We start from the raw sequence: 26,094 nt of genomic DNA on the forward strand, positions 1-26,094 counted from the left end.
TGAACCGCAATAGGAACTTCTACATTAAATTTAAAATAACCCGGACCATTTGGGGGCCGGGTTAAAAAACAGGAGGGTCTAAGCAAAACTATGAAAGAATTTTAGAAGGACGGATATACATCTATCACCGTTCCTCCAACTCCTTTAAAATTCGCACCTGTAGACCATTTCTTATCATTGAACATAGCTTTAAACTCAAAAGACGCATTCTTTGGTATTCTCTCCGTCTCATAAGTCCAAACCTCGGAAGAAACGTTCAACATACTGCGTCCGCTATCCCAGGTTAAAGGATAACTATTACCGCGCAAATACATTGTGTTCCCGTATCCAGCATCGCAGTGAACCCTAATTGTGGTCACAACTCTTTCCGGCTCTCTATATTCAGGAATTGAGTCCTTCACAAAAACAAATGCCGTTTTCGCTGGAATCTGGACTTTTATCTGCTTTCCTGTTATTCCGCCAGATTGCACATTGACTTGATCCTGTGTATTCAAGTAATTCTGCAACTGATCACCTACACACAGGCTACTCTCAGTTCGAACAGGAATTGTTCTTTCCTCATTACTTGTTCCATTATTGATCATAGTAATAACTTCTTGACCACTCACATCATCTCGTCGAGAATAAGCATAAATGTTATCTTCACACCACATTTCTCTCTGTGTACCAGTCTGCAGACACTTATAGTTTTTTCTTAACTCGCAAAGCCTCTGAATCGTCTGATACATATTACCGCTTTCATCAAAACCTGGCATCATTTCTCTATTCTCTTTATTTGCAATTCCAGCCCACTCTGTCGGTTTTCCTCCTCCAAAGCAATTCTGCTCTGTTCCGTAATAAATATCTGGTATTCCACGCACGGTAAACATGAATGTCATTGCAAGACGAAGCTTCTGATAATTGTCGTCTGCAAGACAAAGGAAGCGGTCGCGATCATGATTATCGACAAAATTCACAAGATGGTTAATATCTTTATACTTATAATCTTGATCGAAAATCCCCTTAACATTTTTAAAGCTCGCGTCATGAGCAAACACTTCTCTGGATTGGAAGAAAAGAGGGAAGTCCAGTAAACCCCACTCTGAATTCGAAAAGGAGCTCACATAATCTACATCCCCAACAAACACTTCACCAAATGATGGAACACCTAATTTTGCTTCAAACTCACGAATAAAATCTTTTGGCAGAGAACGAGCCGCATCTATTCGCACTCCATCGGCGCCAGTATCATGAACCCATTGATAATAAGCGTCTTCAATCGCTTTTCTTGCTTCTGGATTCGACTGATCTAAGTCATCAAGACCACCCAAGTCATAATTCAATACCTGATTTTCATTATTCCAATCATCAATATCACCATTATGATGATACCAGGCCGGATTATTAAAAGGTGCTGCAGGCTGATATTCCATCGAATCATAAGTGGACGAAGATCCCTTAAAGTAATCTGCTGTATGATTTGGTACAACATCCAAAACGACCTTTAGCCCTTTTTGGTGTGCCTCTGACACAAGATCAATCAGATCCTGTTTACTTCCGTAATGCGGATCCGCTTTATTATAATCATGTGTAAAGTAACCGTGATATCCAGACTCATTTCCATCTCGGCTAAGAAGTTCATTTTCAGATGGTGGAGAAATCCATATTGCTGTCACTCCTAAGTCTTTAATATAATCCAGCTTCTGTCGAATTCCTTTCCAATCGCCTCCCTGTGTATACTTCAATTGTCCAGGACGATATTCATACCCCTTTTTCCCATTATTTGACGGATCTCCATCATAAAATCGATCCGTTAAAATCATATAGATAATATCGCTCTCATCTAAAACCTGACTACGTTCCGTCATAGACTTAATCTCAGATGAGCGATATGCATCTGCCGCTGTAAATTCCGCCTTATTCGTCGCATATGCGGTACTGGCAGGAATCCCTGTAACAAGTATCGTTCCTATAAGTACACAACCGACAATTATTTTAACTTTTTTCATTGTGCATCTCCTTATCCCTTCAAGCCACCTGCTTGAAGACCAGACACAAAGTATTTTTGTAGGGTAATAAAAATCACAAATACTGGAATTAAGCTAAAAATTGACAGAGCAAAGACACTGCCCCACTCTGTAAACTGGTGCTCACCGAAGAATCCTGCTATCGCAATTGGCATTGTCCTCTTTTCATCTTCATCAATAACGGTTAATGCCCATTGAAATTCATCCCATGAAGTAAGGAAGTTGAAAATGCTCACGGAAGCGATTGCTGGCTTAGAGAGCGGTACAATCACCTTAAAGAAAACAGCAAAGACATCTCCTCCTTCGACATACACCGCTTCATCATAGTCCGTCGGAATATTTTGGATATAGTTCATAATCATGAATGTAGAGAAAGGCATCACCCAAGCTACATAAAACGGAACCAGCCCGAGATCCGAATTTGTCAGATGCAGATAGTTGGCCAGCTGAAACTGTGTAATGATCATTGTTGTTCCCGGAATAATCATTGTCCCGATAACAAGACCAATGAGGAGTTTCCGTCCCCGAAAGCGAAATCTTGCCAGACAGAATGCCAGCGCAGACGCAACAAAAGCGGATACTATCACAGTCAGGCAGGCCACCAGAACACTGTTCAGAAAGTTTCTAAAAAACTTTGATTGACTCAAGACCTTCTGAAAGTTGACCAGAGTAATCTGTTCTATTCTTGGGAAGAAATGTGGCGGAAATTCATAGAGTGCACCATTGGGCTTGAGGGAAACCCCAAGCATATAAATCATGGGCATAATAGAAAGCATCGCTCCAATCACCAAGAGGACATAGATCACTACTGTTCTCGTCTTCCTTTTCATCTTGCTCACCTCCGATCCTTATTTCTCATTGCTTTAAACTGAATCAAAGCCAGGAAAACCAAAATCAACGCAATAATGAAAGAAAGAGCGGATGCATAACCATATTCTCCATTTCCGAACGCCTTATAATACATCCAGGTCAAAACCATTTCCGTCTGATGCATGGGTTTTCCGCCTGTGATCATCTTGACCGGTGTAAAGGTATTAAAGCCTCCGATTGTTAATACAATCATTGCAAACATGACCGTTGAGCGAATTCCTGGAAGTGTAATATAAATAAATTTCTGCCAGGGACCGGAGCCATCCATTTCCGCCGACTCATACTGCTCCTTGGGAATACTCTGCAAAGCGGCTAAAAAAACGACCATGTTCCAACCAATTCCCTTCCAGATTCCAAGGAGAATCATCACTGTCATCGCTCCTGCTCTGGAGTCCAGCCAGGCGACATTCCCCGTCATCAGGTGCAGAACGTTTGTTAGCAAATAGTTCAATAGTCCCTCGGTATTGAAAATATACCGGAAAACCAAAGATACGATGACCCATGATGTAATAACCGGTGTGTAGTAAATGACACGAAAACTTACACTAAATTTGGGAATAGAATTGATAAAGATCGCAGTTAAAAGCCCTAATGCCATTTGCCCAGGGACTGTGAATAAGGTGTAAAGCAAGGTGTTCTGAAGAGAGATTAAGAAGGTCTGATCCTTCAGAACTCTAAGATAGTTCTGCAACCCACAAAAAGCGTGCCCCAGGTCAACATCAAATCCCCATGAGAAGAAGCTCATATAGAAGAGTTTTGCAATGGGATAAATTGTAAATAGCAAGAATAGTATCAACCCTGGAAGCAAAAGAACCATGACCTGCTTTCGATTATGCTTTATCTTAATATCCATGCTTTACCCCTATCAAAGGAGGAGACACTCTCTGCGTGGAGCTCCTCCTTCTGATTACACCGTGATGAACTACTCCTGCAACATCTTGTCAATCTCCGCTGCGAGCTTGTCCAGACTTTCCTGTGCGTTTGCGCCGTCTTTAATAATCGATGTCATAACTGTCGTCATCTGATTATCAATTTCTGTCCACTTTGCAATAGGAGGGCGCGCCTGCGCCGTTTCAATCGCCTTAAGGAAAGGCGCAAAGTCTGCTTTCTTAACAGAATCATTCTCAAGCGCTTTTTTGTTGGCTGGAATTTGTCCACAAGCCGCCATTGCAACCTGGGCCTCTTCTCCGCTCATGAATTTCATAAATTCCCAGGCGCCTTCCTTATTTCCACCCTGGAACATCCCAATGTCTTCACCGCCGAGAACGGAGATTGAACCTCCTTTACCAGCCGGCATGGTTGCGGTTCCATACTTGAAGTCCGGATAAGAGCCCTTCAACTCCGCAATTTTCCATGGCCCCTCCAAGAGCATAGAATATCGCCCTGTGCCAAAGCCATCTGTCATTGGAATATCTCCACTGTTAAAACCAGTAAAGCTCTGCTTTTTATAGAGATCCGCCAGCTTCTGGACAGCCTCGACTGTCTCTTTGCTGTTCAAATACCCACTGGCCTTCTTGTAATCCTTGTCCATAACGAACCCGCCATTGCTCCAGATATAAGGAAGAAGATTCCACCCCGCCAGGGCCGGTTCATCCAAACCCCAAACCTGCTGCCCTTTTTCATCTTTTCCTGATAGCTTTTCGGCATCTGCATACAACTCATCCAAGGTATTTGGCGCCGTCAGCCCTGCCTTTTCAAAGGCCTCCTTATTGTAAAAAAGAATTTTCGAGTTTACATTCAGGCCAATCGCGTAATAATTCCCATTAATCTTTGCCGTGGACATAGAATTTGACAGAATCGAATCGTTGACTGTTTGGAAATCCTGCATTTCCTTATCCACCGGAACCAGTATGCCCATCTTCTGGAACTCGGGAACCCAGGCAATATCAAGCCTCGCCACATCCGGTAAATTTTTGGAATTTGCGCCAATTAATATTTTATTGTGAAGGTCCTCCCAGCTATATGCGACAGCCTGCACCTTATACTCCGGATGCTCCTGCTCAAATTTAGGAATCAAGGTTTCGCTTAAGACTTTGCTTTCTTTTGATTCCGCACTGTAGTTATGCCAGAAAGTAATTGTAGTCTTTTCCTTTGACGCATCTTTTTTATTGTTCTGACCCGAGGATCCACATCCTCCAAATGCCGTTGCCAGCATGGTCAATGATAAAACAACACTGCATACCTTCTTCAGCTTCATATTCTTCCTCCCTGTGAAATTAAGACTTCTTCCTCGAAAAAAGAATTTCCTGTGTTATTCCTCTACAGATGATCCGTTTTCAAAAAGTTTTCCCTATATTGCCCTCCATATTTCAAGAGAATATGCCGATACGTCTGACGTCTCCATCCCCTTTTGAGCATTTTCTCCATCTGCTGGCATGAAGAGGATTTTCTCCCATCCATCCGTATCAAACGGTATCTTTCCCCAATCATCACCTCCATTCAAAATAACCAAGTAGGATTCCTCCCGGTTAAAACGATAAAATCCCAACATTCGTCCCACAACAAAGGCACTTTGAAAACGTCCGTTCAAGAGGACTTCATGACTGCTTCTAAAGTGAATCAGTTCTCTATACCATCTCAGCAGATCTTGATTTTGTTGATCTTCTTCCCAATTCATACAAGCTCTGCAAAGAGGATCCGTATCAGCTGTCATTCCGACTTCATCGCCATAATAAACAGCCGGACACCCGACAAATGTCATCTGCAACGCAACTGCTATTTTGAGTTTCCTGAGATCCCCGCCGCATGCAAATAGAAATCTATCCGTGTCATGACTGTCGATCAGGTTGTACATCTGCGACATTTTCTCAAACGGATATAACATCATCATATGATTTAGGCGACTGTTAAACTCTTCCGTTGAGATTGCCTTCGACCCCAACCAGTCTACGAGTGCATCACGAAAAAGATAATTCATGGCACTATCTAGACGATTCCCGTGAAGCAGTCGATCAGCGTCTCCCCAGGTCTCTCCCAGCAAGAAAGAATCCGGACTCACACCTTTTACTTCAAATGCAAATCGTTCCCAAAACTGTGTGGGTATCTCATCAGCCACATCAAGACGCCAACCATCAATCTGAAATTTTTCAATCCAGTATTTTCCAACAGCTATAAAATAGTCCTGTGCCTGGCGATTCGCCAGGTTTATCTTTGGCATCCATCGATAAAAGCCCACACAATCATACTTTGGCGCACCTGATTCCAACGGGTATTCCTGAACAAAAAACCAATCCCGGTATTTTGATGCTCTTCCCTTCTCCAAAACATCTTGAAAAGGTCCCCAGGCATAACCGCAATGATTAAAAACTCCGTCTAAGAGGACTTTCATCCCTGTCAGATGCGCCTGCCCAATAAGGTCCCTCAGGTCTTTTTCTTCACCAAAATCCGGATCAATCCTGTAATAATTCACCGTATCATACCTGTGATTGGATGTTCCCTCAAAAACCGGATTTAAATACAGACAGTTAACTCCCAGCTTTTCTAAATACGGAAGTTTCTGCCGAATGCCTGCTAAATTGCCTCCCATATAATTTTGCCTTGTTGGCAAGCTTCCCCAAGGCTCGAAGATATGATTCCCCACTTCTTGCTTTTCTCCCGACTTCCAAAAACGATCCGGAAAAATCTGGTAGAAAATGAATCGCTGTTTCTCAAAATTCACATACTGAAAATCACTCGGGTTTGGCCAGAGGAACTCAAAAAAATTCCCTGTTGTTTTCTCTTCCTCCTCGCAAAATTTACTTGCTCCCAACCAGGTTGAAGAATGATCAGAAAAATCGATTTTAAATCGGTAGCGAATATAAGCCGCGATCGGCTTGATTTTTATATGGCACTCAAATTGGTCGCTCACTCCATCGCTGTAATACCTCCGCATAGATTCTCTTTGAATTTTTTTTTCGCTTTTATCCCCTCGCTTCCAATATTCCAAATAAATACCTCTCACATCATCCTTCGCTACCCGGATTCTGATCGTAAGCTCTGTTCTGGAATTTGGATAAATAAACTCTTCTGTGGGGCGAAATACAACCGCCGCTCTGTTCATATCACACTCACGCCTCCTTTCTTGCAGTAGTATGCCTTTCGATCACTCGGGTTGGGATCAGGATATGTCTGTATTTATGATCCCTCTCTTTAATCTGGTTCAATAGTATGTCAGCCGCCTGAGCACCTGCTTCATATGTATCTACATCAATACAGCTGATTGACGGATCAAGAAATTCCGTTATATCTGTATTGTCAAAGCATAAAACTCCGACCGCTTCGGGAAGAGAAATTTTAAGATCTCTTGCCTTGTGCACAACTGATGCCGCTATTCGGTCATTGCTGCAAAGACACGCCACGGTCTTCTGTTCTGTTGGATTTATCTTTCTCAAAAACAATTCTATTTCCTGCGCTTCATGTCCCCCTTCAAGCACAGAGTAGCGATCTTTTGAAATGGATTTGCGCTCCATTTCTCCAATAAATCCATATATTCTCTCCTTCTCAAACAGCTGGTTTTTGGCGTTCGTCAGGAAACAAATCTGATGATATCCTTTCGTCAAGAGATGTTTTGCTGCAATTTGTCCCGCCTGGATATTATCAATATCAACCCAGGTAGCCAGTTCCGGTTCATCCTGTTTTCCAAGAATCACAAATGGGAAATCTGCCTTTCGCAATTCCATCAATAAATGGGTATTCGCCAGTTTCTCCGGAATAATAAGTCCATCCAATTTTTTCCCGCTCACCAGACGGAGAATCGACCTGTTTTTTTGCTCTCTCAAATCCGCATTCACGATCATCAGGTTATATCCTTTCTCCTGTGCGACCGCCTCCAGCGCAAAGACTGTTCGATTGAAAAAGCGATTTGAATAATCTTCCGGACTCCTGGTATCCACAGCAAGACCAATCACATGCGAAGTGGCTTTCGCAAGCCCCCTGGCTAAATCATTCGGAACATAGTTTAAATCGCGCATTGCTTTGCGAATTTTTTCACTGGTCTCCGGGGATATTACGCTCTTATGATTTAAAACCCTGGATACTGTCGAAGCTGACACTCCCGCCAATTTTGCTACATCGCGAATTGTTGTTCCCATATATCTCCTTTTTATGTTCTTGTTATGCAACCGGTTGCATTATTTTTGAAATAAAAGCGCTGGCAAATATTCTGTCAGCGATACATTCTTCTTTTTTCATCCATTTTTAGCGATTTCTAATCCAATAAATCAGGCCTTGGTATTGAAACCGTTTGCATGATTTATATATATCACCTAAAAATCATCCTGTCAATTTCGATTGATGACTTTCTTTTATTTATCTTAATATTCGTGCAAATTATCCAAATAATCCAACCTGAAATTGGTGATTATAAATAGGTCTTTCAATGCCGTATTGAATTTCCTTCCCGATCCGATTACAATACTTTTGTAGGACTTGTTAAAGATTTAACAAGAAAATTTTTTCACTGTCAGGTTAGAAGAAAGTGGGGAACAAAAAATGCAGAGATTTACTTTACCAAGAGACTTGTATCATGGTCCGGATGCCTTAGAGGCGCTGAAGACCCTGGGCGGCAAGAAAGCCATCCTCTGTGTCGGCGGCGGTTCCATGAAGAGGGCCGGTTTCCTGGACAAGGCCATCTCCTATCTCAAGGAGGGCGGCATGGAAGTAGAGCTCATCGAGGGTATCGAATCCGACCCCTCCGTTGAGACCGTTATGAAGGGCGCTCAGAAGATGTCTGAGTTTGAGCCCGACTGGATCGTTGCCATGGGCGGCGGCTCTCCCATCGACGCGGCCAAGGCCATGTGGATCAAGTACGAGTATCCCGATACGACCTTTGAGGATATGTGCAAGGTCTTCGGTCTTCCCAAGCTGCGCACCAAGGCTAAGTTCTGCGCCATTTCCTCTACCTCCGGCACCGGTACCGAGGTAACCGCCTTCTCTATCATTACCGACTACGAGAAGGGAATCAAATATCCCCTCGCCGATTTCGAGATCACACCCGATGTCGCCATCGTTGATCCCGCTCTGGTTGCTTCCATGCCTCAGAAGCTGATCGCTCATACCGGAATGGATGCAATCACCCATGCCATTGAGGCCTATGTCTCTACCGCCAACAGCTATTTCACCGATCCTCTGGCTCTGGTTTCCGCCAATACCATCAAGGAATCTCTGGTAGCTTCCTACAATGGCGATCAGGATGCCCGTGCTAAGATGCACGACGCCCAGTGCATGGCCGGCATGTCCTTCTCCAATGCCCTCCTTGGCATTGTTCACTCCATGGCACACAAGACCGGAGCTGTTTTCGCGGACTACGGCGCTCACATCATCCACGGGGCGGCCAACGCTATGTACCTGCCCAAGGTCATCGCTTTTAACGCCAAGGACGAGACCGCCAAGAAGCGCTACGGCCAGATCTGCGACTTCATCGGAGTCAGCGGTGCCAGCGATGACGAGAAGATCGCCAATCTCATTGCCCTTCTTCGCAAGATGAACGATGAGCTTAACATCCCTCACTGCATCAAGAACTACGGCGCGGACTCCTATCCCACCGAGCAGGGCTTTGTCCCGGAGAAGGTCTTCCTTGAGAGACTTCCCGAGATCGCCAAAAACGCCATTGCCGATGCCTGCACCGGCTCCAATCCTCGTATTCCAAGTCAGGAGGAGATGGAGAAGCTGCTTAAGGCTTGCTACTATGACAGAGAAGTGGATTTCTAAATTTATTTCTGCTTTCCGGAAGATTCAGGCACACGCGAGAGACAAACTCTCGCGTGTGCTTTTTCGTTATATAAAAAACCTCCCTGCCGGAACAATTTATGTTCAGCAAGGAGGCTTCAAATCGGATTGATGACAATCGCATGCTCTTTGACAATCAAATACTCACAGAGCGTCCCCTGTCAGATTTTTACATGATTCACATCAGCTGCAGAGCCTTACAATGGCCTCTGCGTAGACCTTGGCGGCAATCATGATGTTGTCAATATCGAAGAACTCATCGGCTCCATGCATGCGGGTATCCCGACCGGGGAGGACCGCGCCAAAGGCGACGCCGTTATCCACATCGTGCACATAGGTCCCGCCGCCGATAGCCAGGCACTGACCCTTCAGCCCGGTAACGTCTTCATAGGCGGACAGCAGGGTGCAGATGAAGTCACTGTCCGCGGAGACTGCATGAGGAGGAACCATCCCGTCAGATACAAAGGCGAAACCGGCCTCCTCCAGCTTCTTCTGAGCGATCTTCTCACAGTTCTCCTCATTGGAAGAGAGAGGCGTTCTGGCGTCGAACTTAAAATAGAGCCTCTTCTCATCACACCGAAAGAGATCCAGCGTTGCGGTCAGGGGACCGGACTCGGCGTCCTCATTGGCGATACCCAGGGCAGAACCGTCCGTCACGCCGTAGGGAAAGAGTTCCGGAATCTTCCGGTAGAGCGCTGTACTCTGGCACTCTGCCAGAGGAAGACGATTGATCAGAAGGACTGCTGCCAGCCCGGCATTGCGTCCTGTCTGCGGTGTAGAGGCATGGGCGGATTCCCCGATAATCGTCAGCTCCCTGTCACCGGTCTGATGGATCTCAACTCCGCACTCTTCTTGAATCTGGGCAACAGCCGTCCTGACGACGGGCATATCGAGCTCCAGTCCCTCGAAGGCGACAACCGCCTTCTGCGGAACTGCATTGATGGCGATTCCGGCATCCAGCCTGGTCACTCTGGGCTTCACCTGGGCAGAAGCCGCATCCAGTTCCCTGGTAAAGGCGGCCTTGAACTGCCCCAGCTCCACATTGATGATGGGGAAATCCGCGTCAGGGGAGAAAGTCATAGGAGCCGGTTTCTGACTGGCATAGTAATGTTCGATATCTTTCGTCCCGGTCTCCTCCTGAGAACCCACGATCAGACGGACATTTTTAGTCAGAGGCGTCTTCGTCTCCCGGATCGCCCGCATCGCGTAGGCGGCACAGAGCATCGGCCCCTTGTCATCACTGGTGCCGCGGCCCCAGAGTTTACCATCCTTCTCGATAATCGTGAAGGGATCCGTCACCGTCCAGCCCTCACCGGCAGGGACAACATCGGAGTGAGCCAGCATGTCCAGATTGGCTGGCAGGCTTGGATCAAAGTCCGCGTAACCGATGTAGTTCTCCATATTATGGGTGGCAAAGCCATAGCCTGCAAAGAGTTCCAGCGCCTTGTTCAGGGCCTTGCAGGGCTCTTCTCCAAAGGGCATCCCCTCTTTCGGGGAAGATTCCACAGAGGGAATCCGGCACAGGCTTTTGATATCGTCCAGTAAGTCCTGCTGATGGGCATCCAGCCACTCGTTGATTTTCTGATTCATATTCATTCCTTTCTCAACTGTCACAGGAACATATCTGCCCTTGAGAGGCCGATACGTCCCCTTTTGATTCCTGCAATCCCAAACAGAGATCACCTTACGCTTTCACCGGATCCGCTTTCCCTGTTCTGCTCTCCCGCAGACTCAGGTCTTACTCTTCGGAACCGATCCCAAAAGATAATCAATAAACTGCTGAGCCGTTCTGCCGGAGAATCCCCCATGACTGAGTTCCCATACATTGGCTCTGGAGCGAAGCTCCTCCCGGCTGATGGTCAGTTCCGGATAACGGGCCGCAAGGGTCTCTACAATATGGATGAATTCCTTCGGCGAAGGCTTGAAGTAGCCAATCTGCAGACCGAAGCGGGCTGACAGGGACAGCTTCTCCTGAACGGTATCATTCTTGTGGACATCGTCATCCTCGTGATCCGTCTTGTCCCTCCAGGTCTCGCGAACCAGGTGCTTGCGGTTGGAGGTGGCATAGATCAGGACATTCTCCGGCTTGGGCTCCAGACCACCTTCAATAATCGCCTTCAGATACTTGTACTCCAGCTCACTCTCCTCGAAAGAGAGGTCGTCCATGTAGATGACAAAGCGGTAGTTGCGGTTCTTGATCTGATTGATAATCTTGGCCAGGTACTGAAACTGGTGCTTATAAATCTCGATGATACGAAGCCCCTGACTGTAGTAGGCATTCAGAATTGCCTTGACTGAGGTGGACTTACCGGTACCGGCGTCGCCGTAGAGGAGAACATTGTTGGCCTTACGGCCTGCGACAAACGCCTGCGTATTATCGACCAGTTCCTTCTTCTGCATTTCATAGCCGACAATATCCTCCAGATGAATATCCAGGGTATTGGTAATTGGAACCAGAAGCTCGGTCTCCGGATCCTCTGAGACACGAAAGGCTTTATTAAGGCCCAGCATACCTACACCATAACGGCCATAGAAGGAAGTGACTGCCTGATAGAGTTCCCGGTCCGTAGCAGCTGCGTCGAAAGCGGCAGACAGCTCCTGTACCTTGTCAGAGACATTCTTGTTGTAGATCTGCGCCTTCTTCTCGACAGCCTGAAAATTTGTCAGAATAGAGAAGACCGAAATGCCCAGCTTCCTCTCAAGGGGAGCGAAGTCGTAATCAAAGAGCTGTTTGAAAATATGCAGGTCATTTTCCACAAGGGTGTTGACTGAGCCATCCATAACCCCCTCTTTCTCCGCGACAAGGGTGAATGGGGTCTCCGTCATAGCCAGCAGATAGGCCAGGTAGTTCTGCCAGAGGTTCTGATTAAAGCCGTAAACCGTGGCCAGATCCAAGAGGCGATGCACCTGCTCTAAGATCTCCTGCGAAGCCTCCTCGTCAGAAAGCTTTCCCTGATCCAATCTGCGCATGGCATCCGCGATTCGGAAGAGAATGGAATCTCTGGAAATCGATCGGTAAATGATCAGTTTGCTCGTCAGTTGATACATGTTCACCTCCAAAGCTTCTAAAAATCGCCCCTATTATAGCACAAGTCCCCTCCAGCCCGGCTGAAAAGAGACTTGCTGACCTATATAGCGTATCGTGACGCCGAGCGCATTTTATCGAGCGCATTTTATGGAATAAAACATCCGTCTTTGAAACAAACCTCGTGATTCCATGATTTAAATCTGCTGCTCCGGAAAAGGGGAACAAGATCTTAAAAAGTAAGCTTCAAAAGTCTGCTCCTCTCCTACCTCTCTATATCCTTGATCCCCCGACCAGACTTGCCCTCTTAAAATGAACCAGTAACTGCATGGCCGCAAAGAGCATCAGAGTCTGTACCGGCAGCATCACCAGCTGTTTTAGAATCCTGCTGGTGACGACAGCGACAAAGCCCCTGCCGTAGAGCATAGAGAGAAAGATCCCGTTCAATAGAATATTGGCGATGGTCATGCGGAGAAATTCACAGAAAAAGCAGCGGATCAGGCTTGGCTTATGCCCATAGAGGGTGAGTCCCGCGATCACACCGCCTACGGCCGCCGTCAGGGTAAAACCGGGAAAGTAAGGTCCTGTCGGCTTGATTAGATAGCCGCCCAGGTCAGAGAGGGCTCCTACCAGCCCCCCGACAAAGGGGCCAAAGAGAGCACCCGCCATGGCATTGGCCAGGAAGCTGAAGCGAATCTCGATCAGCTGGGTAATAGGAATCTTAAAGAAACCCAGGACAATGGAAATGGCCACCAGCATGGCGGCCGTGGTCAGAACACGGATATCCCTCAATTTAGACATAAAAAGACCTCCTTCGCAGTATTTCCTGAACCGCACCGGAGGCAGATCATCTTCTTCACTTCGGAGCAGCAGCGGGATGCGAAACCATGACCGCGAGGATCCCCTCTTCGTCCCACTGACAACTCCCTGTTCAGGAGGCACTTAACGCCGTGGTTTCTACTCTGCAACTAACAATTTGACAGAGACATCATAACAGGCAGACGAGTCTCTGACAAGAGCTCAGACCATACATCTCCCTCACCAGGCTACGCGCCGCCCGCCAGGCACACCAAACCACTTAGCATCCATTGCCAGTTGAAATCACCCATCCGCCGGAGAAAATACCGTCAATCGCATCCGGCTGGCAGCCACAAACAGACCGCGTCCGGCTGACAGCCACAAACAGACCGCATCCGCTGGCGTCCCCCGTCATCCAGAGGCAGTCGGCATACCGGATCCGATTCTTTCAATCGGAGGCTCTCATCCATTGAGGCCATGGAATGATCCCCTCTTTCTCCTGCCTGTGATCCGCAATCATCTTCTCCATCCAGACCATGTCATACCAGCGGCCGAACTTATAGCCACACTTGTGAAAACGCCCCACCATCCGATAGCCCAGGTGTTTGTGGAAGTCCACGCTGTTCAGAGTCAGATAGGGATCTTCCCCAACCGGATAGGCGATGCAGGCGTTGGCATTGGTTACGCCCATGGCGGCCAGCTCTCTCTCCAGCCTCTCATAGAGGGCCCTGCCCAGCCCCTGACCACATGCCGCCTGGTCCAGGTAGATCGACATTTCTACAGAGTGATCATAGGCCTCCCGATGAATAAAGGCAGAGGCATAGGCATAGCCCAGGATCTCCCCCGCTTCTTCTGCGACATAATATGGATAGCGGTCCATAATCGCACGGATTCGATCACAAAAATCAGCAGGAGTCGGCAGCGCCAGCTCAAAACTGATCGCTGTCTTCTCCACATAGGGACGGTAAATCTCAAGCAGACGCGGCGCATCCGCAGGGGTCGCCGGGCGAAGTTCGATCGAATGATTCAGATTCACAGACACGCATCCACCTCCCGCATTGCGTCCATCACGGCAGTCGCTCTCTCAGACAAATGCCCGCTTCATGCTCTCATAGTGCAGGAACCTCCCCTGTGAGGCGAAGCCCCGGATCTGTTCATAAGTGGCCAGAAGGAAACCGTCGGTTTCCTCTTCCTGCAGATGAACCTCGGACGCGTCAAAATCCAGAACGAACTTGTAGACGTCTACAAAGTAGTTGTTGGCCTCATGAGGATCCTCCCTGTGATAATCAAAGAGAAAGCCCCCCTCGGCCCCCCGCACATCAATGCCGGTCTCTTCCAGGAGTTCTCTTTGCACTGCCTCAAGACTGGTCTCGCCCGCCATCACACCGCCGCCTGGGATCTCCCAGTCGCCGGGCGCCCAGGCCTTATCCCTGGCTCGCTTGGTGATCAGATAGCGGCCTGCCCTGTTCTGAAGAATTCCGAGCACTGTCAGATGGTAGTCTCCCTCAGCCATGGTCCAGTCATTTTTCTTCATGACCCGTCCGGTCAGCTTCTTGTCTCTGTCGTAGACGTCCCAGTATTCTTCTTTCTCTGCCATAAATACTCCTTTTCCTGTCATACCGCGCCTTACTCCTACAGGGTCCACAGAACCACAAACCACAGAACCAGCATTCCAAGAGCAATGGCATACATGGCGACCATGTCCCAGTATTCTCTTCTTGTTCGCGTCTTCTTATCCCGATTGCCGCCGAAGCGGCCGATCAGAGCAAAGAGAATCGCTGAAAGAAGCGTCGCAATTTTCATATCGCTTTTCCTTTCCTGTTTGCGCCCAAAACATTCGCGCCGCAGCATCGCCTCCGAATTTCCATATCACTACTGTACGATCCTGCACAGGCGTCTTGCTTCCTCATTCTGCCGACTTCCCATTCCCTGCACAGCAAATACTCACACCGCGAGCATTCCCTAATGCCGCATGGTCCGCATCCAATCCCCGTGCAGGTAACGCAGGCCGAACATGGTCACCCGCACGCCCCAGTCAATCAACATGGCAATCCACACGCCGATGATTCCCATCCCAAGCCCCACACCCAGAAGATAGGAGAAAATGATTCGGAAGGTGAACATAGACGCGATCGATACCACCATCGTATAGCGGACGTCATTGGCCGCCCGAAGGAAATTGGGGAAGGTAAAGGACATGGGCCAGAGAGCCATGGCAAAGCCCGTATGAATCACGACCAGGATCCAGGCCAGGTGTCTGGTTTCTTCCGTCAGCCCATAGAGGGATAAAAGGAAGGGCAGGGTCATCAGAAGAAGGACGTCCCAGAGGCCATTTGCCAGATAGGTGATCTTCATCAGCTTCTTCAGATAGTATCTGACCTGTCCCACATCTCCTGCCCCCACACACTGTCCGATGACCGTGATCATGGCTACATTCATAGCCTTGGCCAGCATGATAGAGACCGCATCCAGGTTGTTGGCGACCCCGTTGGCCGCAATCTGACTGGTTCCAAAGACCGCGACAATGGCAATCACAAGAACACGGCCCAGCTCGAAGACGCCGTTTTCCACCCCATTGGGAATCCCGATATAGAGGATGCGGCGGATGGTCTTCATATGAACCCTGAGCCTCTCTCTGACAAAATGCACCTGGCGCTTCTGATCTCTGAGCAGCATGCCCAGCATCAGGCAGGCCACGGCTCTTGAGAGCAATGACGGGACGGCCACGCCGGCCACCCCCATGTGAAGAATGAAGACCCCGATGGCATTGCCCCCGATATTGATGATATTCATGACAAGAGAACTCACCAGAGTCACCCGGGAGTTCCCCATAGAGCGAAAGAGGGCCGCATTGCCCTCATACATGGCCAAAAAGGGATAGGAGAAGGCGGAAATCAGAAAATAGCTGCTGGCATTGGCCATGACGTCCGCGTCGATCCTCCCGAAGAGCAGGCGCAGGATGGGCCCGTGCAAAAACAGAGCGAAAGTCATGATAAAGAGGCCTGCGGTCAGAACCGTAATCAGGAGCTGATTGGCCGCCCGACAGGCCTGATCCTCCCGTCTGGCCCCCAGGTATTGAGATACGACAACCGCGCCTCCCGTGGCCAGAGCCGTCATGACAGAGATGATAAGCTGATTGACCATGTCAACCAGAGAGACTCCTGAGACCGCCGCCTCTCCCAGAGAGGAGACCATCATGGTGTCGGCCATTCCCACGGTAATGGTCAGAGCCGTCTCTAAGACCAGGGGCCAGATCAGGCGGAAGAGATATTGATTTGTGAAGAGCTTATTTGACCCGACAGGGCCGATTGGATTCGACACGATCTTCTCCTCTCCTTCGTTGACTGCAAGTCCCTGATTCCTCCTGACCTCAGATTTATTCCTCTCCTTCCCCGGATTCCAGAAATCTCCAAAATTGACTCCTGTTCAGATATGCTTCCACTTCAAAAGTCTCCTCCCGGGAATTGACCGCCAGCTGTTTCCGGAAACGATTCCTCTTCAAAACCCCCTCCCCTCTCCTCCGGAGGGCTCCCTTCCATCTCTGAAGGTCAGCATCATCTCATTGGTCAGGGACAAATGATCCGGCTGTCCCTCGATCTGCCCTCTTTCAAACCAGGCCGCTTCACTCAGTTCCTCCTCATCCATCCGGATGGCGTCATCTCCGTCCAGATCGCAGTAGAAACCGGCCAGAAGATCATCTGCAATGCCCCAGGGCTGGGATTTATAGTAGCGGATATTCTTAACCGTAAGTCCGGTCTCCTCCATAACCTCCCGTCGAACCGTATCCTCGAAAGTCTCACCGATCTCCACAAAACCGGCTACCAGCGCATAATAGCCAATCCCCCGATTCCGGTACTTTGTCATCAGGATCCTGTCCCCATTTGTGACAGCCACGATAACCGCGGGCATAATCTTTGGGTAAACAGGATTGCCGCAGTTAGGGCAGATCATCTCCCTCTCTCTGCTTCCCATCTCCATACGGCTTCCGCAATGACCGCAGAAACGGTTATGATCATACCAGCGTGCCAGCTGATAAGCTGTCACAGCGGCGAAATACTGGTATTTCTCTCCTCTGCCCTCCGCCCGGATCCGGTGAAGCCGCTCGTAATGATATCCATCCAAATGAAGAAAGTCATCCTGTGTCCCCTTCCCGCCGTCTGTCATTATATCCTGATCGATCTGTGTCTCCGGGAGAATCCGATCATCTTCATGCAGGCGCCGTCTGGGGCAGGCCAGGTAGTGATCCCGGCCATCCAGGCTGAAAAGGCGAATAAAGTCCGTCTCCGGGCCAAAATCTCTGCGCCGGGGCAGAAGAATCCGGCGGGAAGGCCCTTTTCCATCGGCAGTCTCCTGCGCGAGAAGCAGCTTGTCTTCCTTAAAACAATAGATGGGACTGTCGGGGGGGCGGGACTGGTTCCCGGTATAAAAGTATTGTCAAATCGATGGGGAGCGATGTCCTGAATCATAATTGTTCAACCTCAGATCTATTCATTTCCTCACATCATCCCAAAGAGCACAATTATCGTGTATTATACCACAAGAAAGGAGACCCCTATGCAGACCAATCTCATCTTCGATATGGACGGCACCCTCTGGGACTCTGCTTCCAACGTCGCCAGATCCTGGACCCATATCATCGCCAGACACCCCAATCCCGATCGGACCATGACCTCGACAGAGGATATCAAATCTGTCATGGGCCACACCATGGAGGAGATTAACGACCTTCTCTTTCCAAAAACAGACGCATCCCTGCGCAGGCAGATCATGACAGAGTGCGCCGCCTATGAAAACGCCTATCTGGCCAGACATGGCGGCAGGCTCTACCCCCATCTGGAGGAAACCCTTCAGGAATTACGCCTGGACGGTCACCGGCTCTTTATTGTCAGCAACTGCCAGTCCGGCTATATTGAGGCCTTTCTTTCCTATTACGGCTTCGGCAAATACTTTGAGGACTTTGACTGCTTTGGCAATACCGGTTACGACAAAGATGTAACGATGCGCCTTCTGGCGGACCGCAACGGCCTGGGCAATGACTTCTACTACATCGGCGACATCCAGGAGGACTACAATTCTACCGTCAGGGCGGGAGGCCGGTTCATCCATGCAGCCTACGGCTTCGGAAAGGTGGACGCTGATGTTCCAAGCATCCAGGCGATCTGCCAATTACCGGCGCTCCTGCGGCAGATCTAGTCCGCAGATTTCTCAGCCCACCAATTCTCCCCCGCAGATGGTCATCTTGACTCTGCCGGTCACCTTCCAGCCAATGAAGGGCGAATTCCTGGCCTTAGAGCGAAAATTATCCGTAATCTCCCACGTTTCATCCGGATCCAGGACAACCAGATCTGCCGGCTTTCCGACTGCAATCTGTCCTGCCTCCAGACCGTAAAGTCTGGCCGGATTGACAGTCAGGGCTCTGAGAACGGTCATCAGAGGCACGCCCCCCTCCCGCACCGCATAGGTATTGACAAGAGCGAACGCTGTCTCCAGGCCAATCATGCCGCTGGGAGCCTGGGCAATGGGAAGCTCCTTCTCTTCCCTGGCATGAGGCGCATGATCAGTCGCAATCATATCGATGGTCCCGTCACGCAGTCCTTCAATCAGCCCCCGTCGATCTTCCTCGGTTCGCAGGGGGGGATTTACTCTCGCCAATGCCCCTCTGTCTCTGACCAGTTCTTCCGTAGCAGCCAGATGCTGAGGCGTCACTTCTCCATAGACACAGATTCCCTCTCTCTTGGCCTGGCGCAGGATATCGACGGTCACCTTCGAAGAAATATGCTGGATGTCCAGTTTGGCTCCAACCTTGCGGTTTAACATGACGTCCCTCGCCACAAGGACATACTCCGCCTCATCAGAGGCGCCTTCCAATCCAAGCTCCCTTGCGACCGGCCCGGCATTTACTCCCTGACTCCCGATCAGAGCAGGATTCTCCTCATGCAGAGAGATGGGAACATCAAACATCTTCGCCTGGATCAACGCCTCCCTGAGCAGCTTCTCGTCCGCAATCGGGATCCCGTCATCGGTGAAGCCGACCGCGCCGGCCCCATAAAGAGCAGCGAAATCGACCAATTCCTGCCCCCGCATCCCCTTGGTCACGTTGGCCGTCTGCAGGACGTGGATGGGCAGTTTCTCCTCCCTTTCAATCAGTTCCTCCAATACCGCAACCGAATCAACCGAGGGGCTGGTATTGGCCATACAGATCACCGTCGTGTACCCGCCGGCTGCGGCAGCCGCCGCGCCGGTCACAATATCCTCCTTATAAGTCAGACCGGGATCCCTGAAATGCACATGCACGTCGACGAAGCCCGGCGCCACAAGCTTACCCTCCAAATCAATGATTTCATCAAAATCCATATCCTCATAAAAGAGGCTTCCGACCGGAGCAATCTCAGCAATCCTGCCCTGATCATCAATGACAAGATCCCGCTCATCGTCCAATCCACTGGCCGGATCCATCAAATGTCCATATCGAAGTAACTTCATCCTCTGCTCCTCTCAGACTCACTCCAGGATTTTCCGCTTCATTCCTGCAGCACCCCAGCTCCTCAAACAGCAATCCAAAACAGTAGAGTACACACCAGGAAAAGCATATTCCCTGATGAACTGATTCTATTTTACTACGGCTCGCTATGGCTGGGGGAAGAGAAAACCGAAAAACGCGCACCCCTGTTTGATGGATGGCCGTACTCTCGATCAATTGCCTGCGCACTGTTTCACATTGCTTTATTTCTGCTATAATAAAATTGCTGTTTTGCGAAAGGAGATCGTCCTATGGCACAGGATAAGCAAAAAGCAATCGAGCACGCCGGCAGAATCAACGCAAATATCCTTCGCATGATGTCTGAGGTCAATGAACTCGGAATTGAGATTGCCTATAATGGGGCCCTGGACGGTGCTCCCGACTGGATTGACCACTGCCTGGATGCCCTGGAAACCGCCAGCGATATCTTAGAGCAGAATCTGGATCTGGACAATTCTGTTGCCTTTGGTGATCTGGATGAAGAAGGGAAGGAAAGCAAATGAAAAAGAAACTACTGACATTACTCCTATCGACCGCTGTCGCTGTCACCGCCCTGACCGGCTGCGGCGCCAAAAAGGCGGATCAGGCCGCGGACCAAAAGGCAAACAGCCAGAACCAGCAGACCGATCAGAAGGCCAAACAGGATGCCTCTAAAGATGCCAAACAGTCCTCCGGCGCCATCAAGACCATCGGCAGCGGTTCCACCCGCGTCGGTTCTCTGCTTGGCCCCACCTCCATGGGTCTGGTTGACATGTTCCATAACACGGAGAACAATCATTCCAAGGGATCCTATACCTTCACCCTGGCCTCACAACCGACCGATATTGTCTCCAAGGTAGCCTCCGGCGATTTAGATATCGCTCTGGTCCCCGCCAATCTGGCTGCCACCCTCTACAACAAGACCAAGGGCGGCGTCAATGTCATTGACATCAACACCGGCAATGTCCTCTACTGTGTGACCGGCGACAAGTCCGTCAAGTCCATCAAAGATCTGGCCGGCAAGACCGTCTACACCACCGGCCAGGGCGCTTCTCCTGAGTATGTTCTCAAGTATCTTTTGGAGAAAAATGACGTCAGGGACGCCAAACTGGAATTCAAGTCCGAGGCCACCGAGGTTGCAGCCGTCCTGGCTCAGGATTCCAATGCCATCGCTGTTCTCCCCCAGCCTTTCGTCACGGTTGCCGAGACCAAGAATAAGTCCCTTTCAACGGCATTTTCTCTGGGCACCTCCTGGAGCCAGGTCTCTGACTCCTCCCTTGTGACCGGTGTTACCATTGTTCGAAAGGACTTCCTCAAAAATCACGCCGACGCTGTCAAGACCTTCATGGAGGAGCACTCCGCTGCTGTTGAGTCCGTCAACAATGATCCCGACTCCGCCAAGCTGGTCAGCGATTACGGAATCATTGAGAATCCCACCATCGCCGCCAATGCCATCCCCCACTGCAGCATTGAATCCGTCGTCGGCCAGGAGATGAAGACCTCTCTCTCCGGCTATCTCAAGGTTCTCCACGACGCCAATCCCCAGTCTGTCGGCGGCAACCTGCCCGCGGATGACTTCTACTATCTGGCTTACTGATGCCGGCAGGCGCAGATCCGGTTCACATTCCCATATTCTGTTCCCTGGCTTCTTGCTCTTCATTCCGTCATCTACAGGGACGTGAGGATCAGGGATCCCAGCATACAGATCACGGCAATTACAATGAACGCTCTTGCGGAAGTTGTCATAAGGCCCTCCTCTCTGTAACTAGCTATGTTATAGCGGGGAGGGCTTAAATCTACCTTAAATCGCGTCCGCTTTTTAGGGCGGCAAAGAGTTTCTTTGTACTATTTTGTACTATCATGAAGCATTTGAAAAATCCGGAATTCTCATCATAAAATAGACCCATGAAAAAACATTCTATCCTACGCAAGGCAATCTATATCTTCATCTGGCTTCTCCTCTGGCAGGCGGCAAGCCTGATGATTCACAATGAGATCCTTCTGGTCGGTCCTCTTTCTGCCGGAAGGGAACTGCTTCGCCTGTCTGCAAACCCCATATTCACCAAAAGCGTCTTATTCTCTCTCCTGCGAATCGCGGGGGGAATCTTTCTCGGCAGCCTGCTGGGCCTGTCGGCCTCCTTCGCTTCCTGGCGAAGTCATCTGGTTCGAGACTTCCTCTCCCCTTTTGTCACTATGATCAAGGCTGTGCCTGTAGCTGCCTTCGTCATTCTCCTTCTGATCTGGTTCGGAAGTGACAATATCGCCCTGGTCATCAGTCTCTTAGTGACCTTCCCTATTCTCTATATCAACAGCCTGCAGGCTCTGGATGCTCTTGATCCGCAGATGCAGGAAATGGCTGCGGCTTTTCGTCTTCCCCGCTTTAGCCGACTGCGCTACATTCTTCTGCCCGAAAGTCTCCCCGCTCTGCTTTCCGCCTTTTCCTTAGCCATCGGCATGGGGATCAAGTCCGGCGTTGCCGCCGAAGTCATCGGCCAAACATCCTTCTCCCTGGGCAATGCCCTCTATCGGTCCAAGATCTACCTGGAGACCGGTCAGCTTCTGGCCTGGACCGCCGTCATCATTCTCCTCTCCTGGCTCCTGGAAAAGGGCTGGATTGCCTTGCTTCGGGCAATCATCCTACCGAAGCAAAGAAAAATGCATGCAAGTCCTTTTCCCTCATTCGTTCCCCCTTCCCGCAAGATCCCGTCCGGCGCAGTTAATCTCTATCCCCTCTGTCTGGATCATATTCGCATCGGCTATGAAGATCTGACTATCCTGGAAGATTTTTCCTATTCCTTTCTCCCGGGCAGGACCTATGTTCTGACCGGACCCTCCGGTTCCGGCAAGACCAGCCTCCTTATGGCTATATTAAAAAAAGCCGGACACGCCGGCATTGTCTTTCAGGAGAATCGTCTTGTCTTAGACTTCTCCGCAGAAGATAATCTCCGCCTGCTTGATCCCGCGCGCATCAGCCGACCGGCCGCCGCCCGTCTCCTGGCTCCTCTCTTCGACTGTGAGGATTTCCACCCGGAGATCCCCGTCTGTGATTTCTCCGGCGGCATGCAAAGACGGGTGGCGATTGCCCGAGCCTGCATCTCGGCCGCCCCTGTCCTCCTCTTCGACGAGCCCCTGACCGGGCTGGATCAGAAGAATGCGCAGAAAGCCCTGCACTATATTTCGAATATGCGATCCGGCAGAGCAGTCATTTTCACCGCCCACAGAGCAAATCTGCTGCGGGAATATTTCCCTGATCTGGTAGAGATTGCCCTGCCCGCACATGAATCTATTCCGTAATGGTCAAACAGATCTCCCGTATCCTCCCCTCCTGTATCTGACGATCATCTCTTCCTGAGCGAAGGTTCCTCCGCTTCCTGATCCTCCTGCCTATGAATTCCCTCCCAGATCATCTTGATGCCAATATAGCCCAGAAGAAAAAGGGTCGTAACTGGTTTCATCCGCAGGATATTCTGTTATTTTTTTATCAGATGCATATGCAAAGATACACGTATATCTCATTTCATCGAGATTCCTATGCTATAATGCAGTTAGGTTTAGATTTTATGGGAGGAGACTTATGGTTAAGAACGATCAGAATATCAACTCGCTCAAGCACCATATCATGGAGGAGATCGCCAGACTGGCCTGGGCCGACCAATTAACTCCGGAGAATGAGGAGAAGGTGACCTATGAGATCAGCCCCGGTCCCAAGGCCAAATACCGCTGCTGCGTCTACAAGGAGAGAGAGATTGTCCGGGAACGCATCCGCCTGGCCAAGGGCCTCTGCCCCTCTCCCAACCGCGAGAGCAACAATATCATCCAGGTCATTGACCCGGCCTGTGACGACTGCGCCATGCAGACCTATACCGTCACGGACAACTGCCGCTTCTGCCTGGGCAAGGCCTGTATCAATTCCTGTAAGTTCGGAGCGATCAGCGAGGGAGACCTGCGCATGCACATCGATCCGGCCAAGTGCAAGGAGTGCGGGCAGTGCGCTAAGAACTGCCCTTACGAGGCCATCGTTCACCTGACCCGTCCCTGCAAGAGGGCTTGTCCGGTCGGAGCAATCACCTTCGACGAGTACGGATTCTGCAAGATCGATGAGGAGAAATGCGTCTCCTGCGGTCACTGCATCCACTCCTGTCCCTTCGGCGCCATCGGTTCCAAGACCTATCTGGTCCAGATCATCAAGGCCATTAAGGCAGGCAAGGAAGTAATCGCCATGTGCGCCCCCGCCACCGAGGGGCAGTTCGGCGAGGAAATTACCATGGCTTCTCTTCGCAATGCCCTGAAGGAAATCGGCTTCTCCGACATGGTTGAGGTCGGTCTCGGGGGGGATATGACAGCCGCCTATGAAGCTCTGGAGTGGTCCGAAGCCCGCAAGGAGGGCCGCAAGATGACCACCTCCTGCTGCCCGGCATTTATCCGCATGCTGCAAAAGCACTTCCCTGACCAGTATAAGGAGAATATGTCCTCGACGGTCTCTCCCATGACGGCTGTCAGCCGCTATCTCAAGGCCACCCACCCCGGTTGCGTGACGGTCTTCATCGGCCCCTGCATCGCCAAGAAAGCGGAATCCCAGGATACTTCCGTTCCCGATACCGCCGACTGGGTCATTTCCTATGGAGAATTCCGCGCCCTGCTCCGCTCCAAGGGAGTAGAACCCAAGCCGGTTGACGACCCCTATCAGGAGGCCTCGATCTGGGGCAAGCGCTTCGCCAGCTCCGGCGGTGTCGCCAACGCTGTTATTGAGTGCATGAAGGAGCGGGGTGAGGACACTGACGACATTAAGCTTATGCGCTGCGCCGGTGGTGACGAGTGCCGCAAGGCTCTGACCCTGCTCAAGGTGGGCAAGCTGGACGCCGATTTTGTCGAGGGGATGGTCTGCCCCGGCGGCTGTGTAGGCGGCCCCTCCAAGCACAAGACGGAGATGGAGATCAACAAGGCCCGGGCCGCCCTTTTGCATAAGGCGGACGACCGCAAGGTTTTGGAAAATCTGAAACACTATCCCATGGACAAGTTCTCCATGCACCGGGACGGACATATGTAAGCAAGAGAATTTATGCTGCGCAGGCATTTCATTGTCATAGGGAGGGGGAAGATATTCAGAGTTATAGGACAAAATGTGTTGATGAAAACCCCTACAAGCCCTTGTAAATGATATGCTCCCCATATGGTAGACATTGGAAATATCCAAAATCCACCATATGAGGAGCATTGTCATGTCGAGAAGGAAGTACACGAAAGAATTCAAGCTTAAGGTATTGAAAGAACATGAGGAGCAGGGAGTATCTTTTTGGAGATTAGGAAAGACCTATGGCATAGAGGCAAGTATCATTAGACGCTGGTGGCATGTCTTTGATGCATGGGGCGAGGAAGGCTTCTGGGGAATCATGAAACGTGAAATGTACTATGGGCGTAAGTTCAGAACGAAAGAAGAACTTCTTAAAGCAATTGAAAAATATATGACCTATTATACGGGCAAACGTGTACAGAGAAAACTGAAAGTCATGACCCCAATGGAATACCATGAAATAAAACTGTTGGGGACAGCATGAAAACTGCCCGGCATTAATGCCGGACAGGAAAACTTTTTTGTTTTTCAATTGTCTACTTGACGGGATGCACACCAGTAGAAAGGCTTCGAAGGGATTTAATCTTCCTAAAAACAGAGGAACTGAAGGGGGGATTAAATGGATCAGATCAATTGTCCTATTTGTAGAATGAGATGAGTAAAATCTTGAAAGACGAAAGCGGGCTCACAACGATGGTTATGTAGGAGATGTAAAAGCTCATTAACACATGTCATAGACAATCGCTCTAAGGAACTTCAACTCTTAAGAGAGATGTTAAGGAACCATAGAGGGCTTTCGATCGAGAGATGAATAAAAGCGGTTTACTGGTGGTGCTATATGCATTCGCCAGAACCGCTTTCGTTATCTGAGATATTAAATACAATGCCCACAGATAAGAGCATTGCCGCCATATATAAAAAGATGAGTGAGAAGCAAAAACTAGAAAAAAGTCTTTCGATATGGGGCGATGCTATCGTCTGGAGCGACTTCCATAAGGTGGGTAGCTTCTATGATCAATGGGATTAGCTATCAACACGTTTTGTCCTATAACCCGATATTCAGCCGTTGACAGGCTGAATATCCTCCCCTTTTATGCTATGGTTTTGGGTCTCCCGGGTT

The 26,094-nt window shown here is 49.7% G+C and carries 24 protein-coding genes, 1 pseudogene and 1 riboswitch; of the genes and pseudogenes, 9 read left to right on the top strand and 16 right to left on the bottom strand.

The features are described 5' to 3' along the window. Positions 1-101 precede the first annotated feature (101 nt). The 6 genes from GCWU000342_RS00370 to GCWU000342_RS00395 form a co-directional block, all read right to left on the bottom strand. Positions 102-1,988, bottom strand: a complete 1,887-nt coding sequence (locus tag GCWU000342_RS00370) for an alpha-amylase family glycosyl hydrolase (protein WP_006905134.1) — start codon at positions 1,986-1,988, stop codon at positions 102-104. An 11-nt stretch (positions 1,989-1,999) separates the two neighbouring features. Continuing rightward, on the bottom strand, positions 2,000-2,836 hold the full coding sequence (locus GCWU000342_RS00375) for a carbohydrate ABC transporter permease (protein ID WP_045000026.1): 837 nt from the start codon (positions 2,834-2,836) through the stop codon (positions 2,000-2,002). Positions 2,837-2,841: 5 nt separating this feature from the next. Then, positions 2,842-3,729 carry a carbohydrate ABC transporter permease gene (locus GCWU000342_RS00380; protein WP_006905136.1) on the bottom strand — a complete coding sequence of 296 codons (888 nt, stop codon included), beginning with the start codon at positions 3,727-3,729 and terminating at the stop codon, positions 2,842-2,844. A gap of 69 nt (positions 3,730-3,798) precedes the next feature. After that, complete coding sequence (locus GCWU000342_RS00385) at positions 3,799-5,073, bottom strand: extracellular solute-binding protein (RefSeq protein WP_006905137.1); 1,275 nt, start codon at positions 5,071-5,073, stop codon at positions 3,799-3,801. A 93-nt stretch (positions 5,074-5,166) separates the two neighbouring features. Then, the gene (locus GCWU000342_RS00390) at positions 5,167-6,915 is read right to left on the bottom strand and encodes a glycoside hydrolase family 13 protein (protein ID WP_006905138.1); all 1,749 of its coding nucleotides are present in this window, start codon (positions 6,913-6,915) and stop codon (positions 5,167-5,169) included. 7 nt (positions 6,916-6,922) lie between these two features. Further along, complete coding sequence (locus tag GCWU000342_RS00395) at positions 6,923-7,945, bottom strand: LacI family DNA-binding transcriptional regulator (RefSeq protein ID WP_006905139.1); 1,023 nt, start codon at positions 7,943-7,945, stop codon at positions 6,923-6,925. A 400-nt stretch (positions 7,946-8,345) separates the two neighbouring features. On the opposite strand from GCWU000342_RS00395, the gene GCWU000342_RS00400 reads away from it, so the two are divergent. Beyond that, complete coding sequence (locus tag GCWU000342_RS00400; protein ID WP_006905142.1) at positions 8,346-9,563, top strand: iron-containing alcohol dehydrogenase; 1,218 nt, start codon at positions 8,346-8,348, stop codon at positions 9,561-9,563. 201 nt (positions 9,564-9,764) lie between these two features. On the opposite strand, the gene GCWU000342_RS00405 is transcribed toward GCWU000342_RS00400, so the two are convergent. From GCWU000342_RS00405 to nudC, 8 genes are all read right to left on the bottom strand, one after another. Beyond that, positions 9,765-11,171 (bottom strand): Sapep family Mn(2+)-dependent dipeptidase, encoded by a 1,407-nt coding sequence (locus GCWU000342_RS00405; RefSeq protein WP_045000457.1) that lies wholly within the window; start codon positions 11,169-11,171, stop codon positions 9,765-9,767. Between the two features lie 141 nt (positions 11,172-11,312). Further along, positions 11,313-12,629 (bottom strand): ATP-binding protein, encoded by a 1,317-nt coding sequence (locus tag GCWU000342_RS00410; protein WP_006905144.1) that lies wholly within the window; start codon positions 12,627-12,629, stop codon positions 11,313-11,315. Positions 12,630-12,879: 250 nt separating this feature from the next. Next, positions 12,880-13,407, bottom strand: a complete 528-nt coding sequence (locus GCWU000342_RS00415; RefSeq protein WP_006905145.1) for a folate family ECF transporter S component — start codon at positions 13,405-13,407, stop codon at positions 12,880-12,882. Positions 13,408-13,474: 67 nt separating this feature from the next. Then, positions 13,475-13,573: riboswitch (THF riboswitch) on the bottom strand. A 279-nt stretch (positions 13,574-13,852) separates the two neighbouring features. Then, positions 13,853-14,440: a GNAT family N-acetyltransferase gene (locus tag GCWU000342_RS00420; protein WP_006905147.1), complete on the bottom strand. Its 588-nt coding sequence runs from the start codon at positions 14,438-14,440 to the stop codon at positions 13,853-13,855. A gap of 48 nt (positions 14,441-14,488) precedes the next feature. Continuing rightward, complete coding sequence (locus GCWU000342_RS00425) at positions 14,489-15,001, bottom strand: NUDIX hydrolase (protein ID WP_156784449.1); 513 nt, start codon at positions 14,999-15,001, stop codon at positions 14,489-14,491. Between the two features lie 35 nt (positions 15,002-15,036). Further along, positions 15,037-15,207, bottom strand: a complete 171-nt coding sequence (locus tag GCWU000342_RS10330) for a hypothetical protein (RefSeq protein ID WP_156784450.1) — start codon at positions 15,205-15,207, stop codon at positions 15,037-15,039. A gap of 159 nt (positions 15,208-15,366) precedes the next feature. After that, positions 15,367-16,725, bottom strand: a complete 1,359-nt coding sequence (locus GCWU000342_RS00430) for an MATE family efflux transporter (protein WP_006905151.1) — start codon at positions 16,723-16,725, stop codon at positions 15,367-15,369. 177 nt (positions 16,726-16,902) lie between these two features. Continuing rightward, the gene (nudC, locus tag GCWU000342_RS00435; RefSeq protein WP_330360256.1) at positions 16,903-17,526 is read right to left on the bottom strand and encodes an NAD(+) diphosphatase; all 624 of its coding nucleotides are present in this window, start codon (positions 17,524-17,526) and stop codon (positions 16,903-16,905) included. Between nudC and GCWU000342_RS10620 the strand changes: the two genes are divergently transcribed. Both GCWU000342_RS10620 and GCWU000342_RS00440 read left to right on the top strand, forming a co-directional pair. Next, positions 17,527-17,865 carry a hypothetical protein gene (locus GCWU000342_RS10620; RefSeq protein ID WP_169304650.1) on the top strand — a complete coding sequence of 113 codons (339 nt, stop codon included), beginning with the start codon at positions 17,527-17,529 and terminating at the stop codon, positions 17,863-17,865. It abuts the gene before it with no gap. Between the two features lie 93 nt (positions 17,866-17,958). Further along, a complete protein-coding gene (locus tag GCWU000342_RS00440; RefSeq protein ID WP_006905154.1) occupies positions 17,959-18,597 on the top strand; it encodes an HAD family hydrolase in 639 nt (212 codons plus the stop codon). Positions 18,598-18,609: 12 nt separating this feature from the next. Here GCWU000342_RS00440 and GCWU000342_RS00445 read toward each other — a convergent pair whose 3' ends face one another. After that, positions 18,610-19,887, bottom strand: coding sequence for a dihydroorotase (locus GCWU000342_RS00445; protein ID WP_006905155.1), 1,278 nt, complete (start codon positions 19,885-19,887; stop codon positions 18,610-18,612). Positions 19,888-20,175: 288 nt separating this feature from the next. Here GCWU000342_RS00445 and GCWU000342_RS00450 point away from each other — a divergent pair, with 288 nt between their 5' ends. From GCWU000342_RS00450 to GCWU000342_RS09820, 3 genes are all read left to right on the top strand, one after another. After that, a complete protein-coding gene (locus tag GCWU000342_RS00450; RefSeq protein WP_006905156.1) occupies positions 20,176-20,427 on the top strand; it encodes a hypothetical protein in 252 nt (83 codons plus the stop codon). Then, positions 20,424-21,500 (top strand): ABC transporter substrate-binding protein, encoded by a 1,077-nt coding sequence (locus GCWU000342_RS00455; protein ID WP_006905157.1) that lies wholly within the window; start codon positions 20,424-20,426, stop codon positions 21,498-21,500. Before GCWU000342_RS00450 ends, GCWU000342_RS00455 begins: the two co-directional genes overlap by 4 nt. A gap of 308 nt (positions 21,501-21,808) precedes the next feature. Further along, positions 21,809-23,197 (top strand): ATP-binding cassette domain-containing protein, encoded by a 1,389-nt coding sequence (locus GCWU000342_RS09820; protein WP_006905159.1) that lies wholly within the window; start codon positions 21,809-21,811, stop codon positions 23,195-23,197. A gap of 44 nt (positions 23,198-23,241) precedes the next feature. On the opposite strand, the gene GCWU000342_RS10715 is transcribed toward GCWU000342_RS09820, so the two are convergent. After that, a complete protein-coding gene (locus tag GCWU000342_RS10715) occupies positions 23,242-23,358 on the bottom strand; it encodes a manganese efflux pump MntP family protein (RefSeq protein ID WP_242649953.1) in 117 nt (38 codons plus the stop codon). Positions 23,359-23,477: 119 nt separating this feature from the next. On the opposite strand from GCWU000342_RS10715, the gene GCWU000342_RS00465 reads away from it, so the two are divergent. The 3 genes and pseudogenes from GCWU000342_RS00465 to GCWU000342_RS10075 all read left to right on the top strand — a co-directional run. Continuing rightward, positions 23,478-24,950 (top strand): 4Fe-4S dicluster domain-containing protein, encoded by a 1,473-nt coding sequence (locus GCWU000342_RS00465; protein WP_006905160.1) that lies wholly within the window; start codon positions 23,478-23,480, stop codon positions 24,948-24,950. A 172-nt stretch (positions 24,951-25,122) separates the two neighbouring features. Next, the gene (locus GCWU000342_RS00470; RefSeq protein ID WP_049921432.1) at positions 25,123-25,458 is read left to right on the top strand and encodes an IS3 family transposase; all 336 of its coding nucleotides are present in this window, start codon (positions 25,123-25,125) and stop codon (positions 25,456-25,458) included. A gap of 279 nt (positions 25,459-25,737) precedes the next feature. Further along, positions 25,738-26,001, top strand: a pseudogene (locus GCWU000342_RS10075) (IS256 family transposase); the annotation flags it as partial. Between the last annotated feature and the right edge of the window lie 93 nt (positions 26,002-26,094).

This window comes from Shuttleworthella satelles DSM 14600 (genome assembly GCF_000160115.1).
Lineage (GTDB): Bacteria > Bacillota > Clostridia > Lachnospirales > Lachnospiraceae > Shuttleworthia > Shuttleworthia satelles.

Bases quoted from the DNA above. Each gene is read 5' to 3' on its own strand.
- GCWU000342_RS00375 (WP_045000026.1), bottom strand. From the start codon at position 2,836: ATGAAAAGGAAGACGAGAACAGTAGTGATCTATGTCCTCTTGGTGATT.
- GCWU000342_RS10715 (WP_242649953.1), bottom strand. From the start codon at position 23,358: ATGAAACCAGTTACGACCCTTTTTCTTCTGGGCTATATTGGCATCAAG.
- GCWU000342_RS00425 (WP_156784449.1), bottom strand. From the start codon at position 15,001: ATGGCAGAGAAAGAAGAATACTGGGACGTCTACGACAGAGACAAGAAG.
- GCWU000342_RS10620 (WP_169304650.1), top strand. From the start codon at position 17,527: ATGAAGAAAGTCATCCTGTGTCCCCTTCCCGCCGTCTGTCATTATATC.
- GCWU000342_RS00470 (WP_049921432.1), top strand. From the start codon at position 25,123: ATGTCGAGAAGGAAGTACACGAAAGAATTCAAGCTTAAGGTATTGAAA.
- GCWU000342_RS00395 (WP_006905139.1), bottom strand. From the start codon at position 7,945: ATGGGAACAACAATTCGCGATGTAGCAAAATTGGCGGGAGTGTCAGCT.
- GCWU000342_RS00445 (WP_006905155.1), bottom strand. From the start codon at position 19,887: ATGAAGTTACTTCGATATGGACATTTGATGGATCCGGCCAGTGGATTG.
- GCWU000342_RS00465 (WP_006905160.1), top strand. From the start codon at position 23,478: ATGGTTAAGAACGATCAGAATATCAACTCGCTCAAGCACCATATCATG.
- GCWU000342_RS10330 (WP_156784450.1), bottom strand. From the start codon at position 15,207: ATGAAAATTGCGACGCTTCTTTCAGCGATTCTCTTTGCTCTGATCGGC.
- GCWU000342_RS00370 (WP_006905134.1), bottom strand. From the start codon at position 1,988: ATGAAAAAAGTTAAAATAATTGTCGGTTGTGTACTTATAGGAACGATA.
- GCWU000342_RS09820 (WP_006905159.1), top strand. From the start codon at position 21,809: ATGAAAAAACATTCTATCCTACGCAAGGCAATCTATATCTTCATCTGG.
- GCWU000342_RS00455 (WP_006905157.1), top strand. From the start codon at position 20,424: ATGAAAAAGAAACTACTGACATTACTCCTATCGACCGCTGTCGCTGTC.
- GCWU000342_RS00390 (WP_006905138.1), bottom strand. From the start codon at position 6,915: ATGAACAGAGCGGCGGTTGTATTTCGCCCCACAGAAGAGTTTATTTAT.
- GCWU000342_RS00440 (WP_006905154.1), top strand. From the start codon at position 17,959: ATGCAGACCAATCTCATCTTCGATATGGACGGCACCCTCTGGGACTCT.
- GCWU000342_RS00400 (WP_006905142.1), top strand. From the start codon at position 8,346: ATGCAGAGATTTACTTTACCAAGAGACTTGTATCATGGTCCGGATGCC.
- GCWU000342_RS00385 (WP_006905137.1), bottom strand. From the start codon at position 5,073: ATGAAGCTGAAGAAGGTATGCAGTGTTGTTTTATCATTGACCATGCTG.
- GCWU000342_RS00380 (WP_006905136.1), bottom strand. From the start codon at position 3,729: ATGGATATTAAGATAAAGCATAATCGAAAGCAGGTCATGGTTCTTTTG.
- GCWU000342_RS00450 (WP_006905156.1), top strand. From the start codon at position 20,176: ATGGCACAGGATAAGCAAAAAGCAATCGAGCACGCCGGCAGAATCAAC.
- GCWU000342_RS00410 (WP_006905144.1), bottom strand. From the start codon at position 12,629: ATGTATCAACTGACGAGCAAACTGATCATTTACCGATCGATTTCCAGA.
- GCWU000342_RS00415 (WP_006905145.1), bottom strand. From the start codon at position 13,407: ATGTCTAAATTGAGGGATATCCGTGTTCTGACCACGGCCGCCATGCTG.
- GCWU000342_RS00405 (WP_045000457.1), bottom strand. From the start codon at position 11,171: ATGAATCAGAAAATCAACGAGTGGCTGGATGCCCATCAGCAGGACTTA.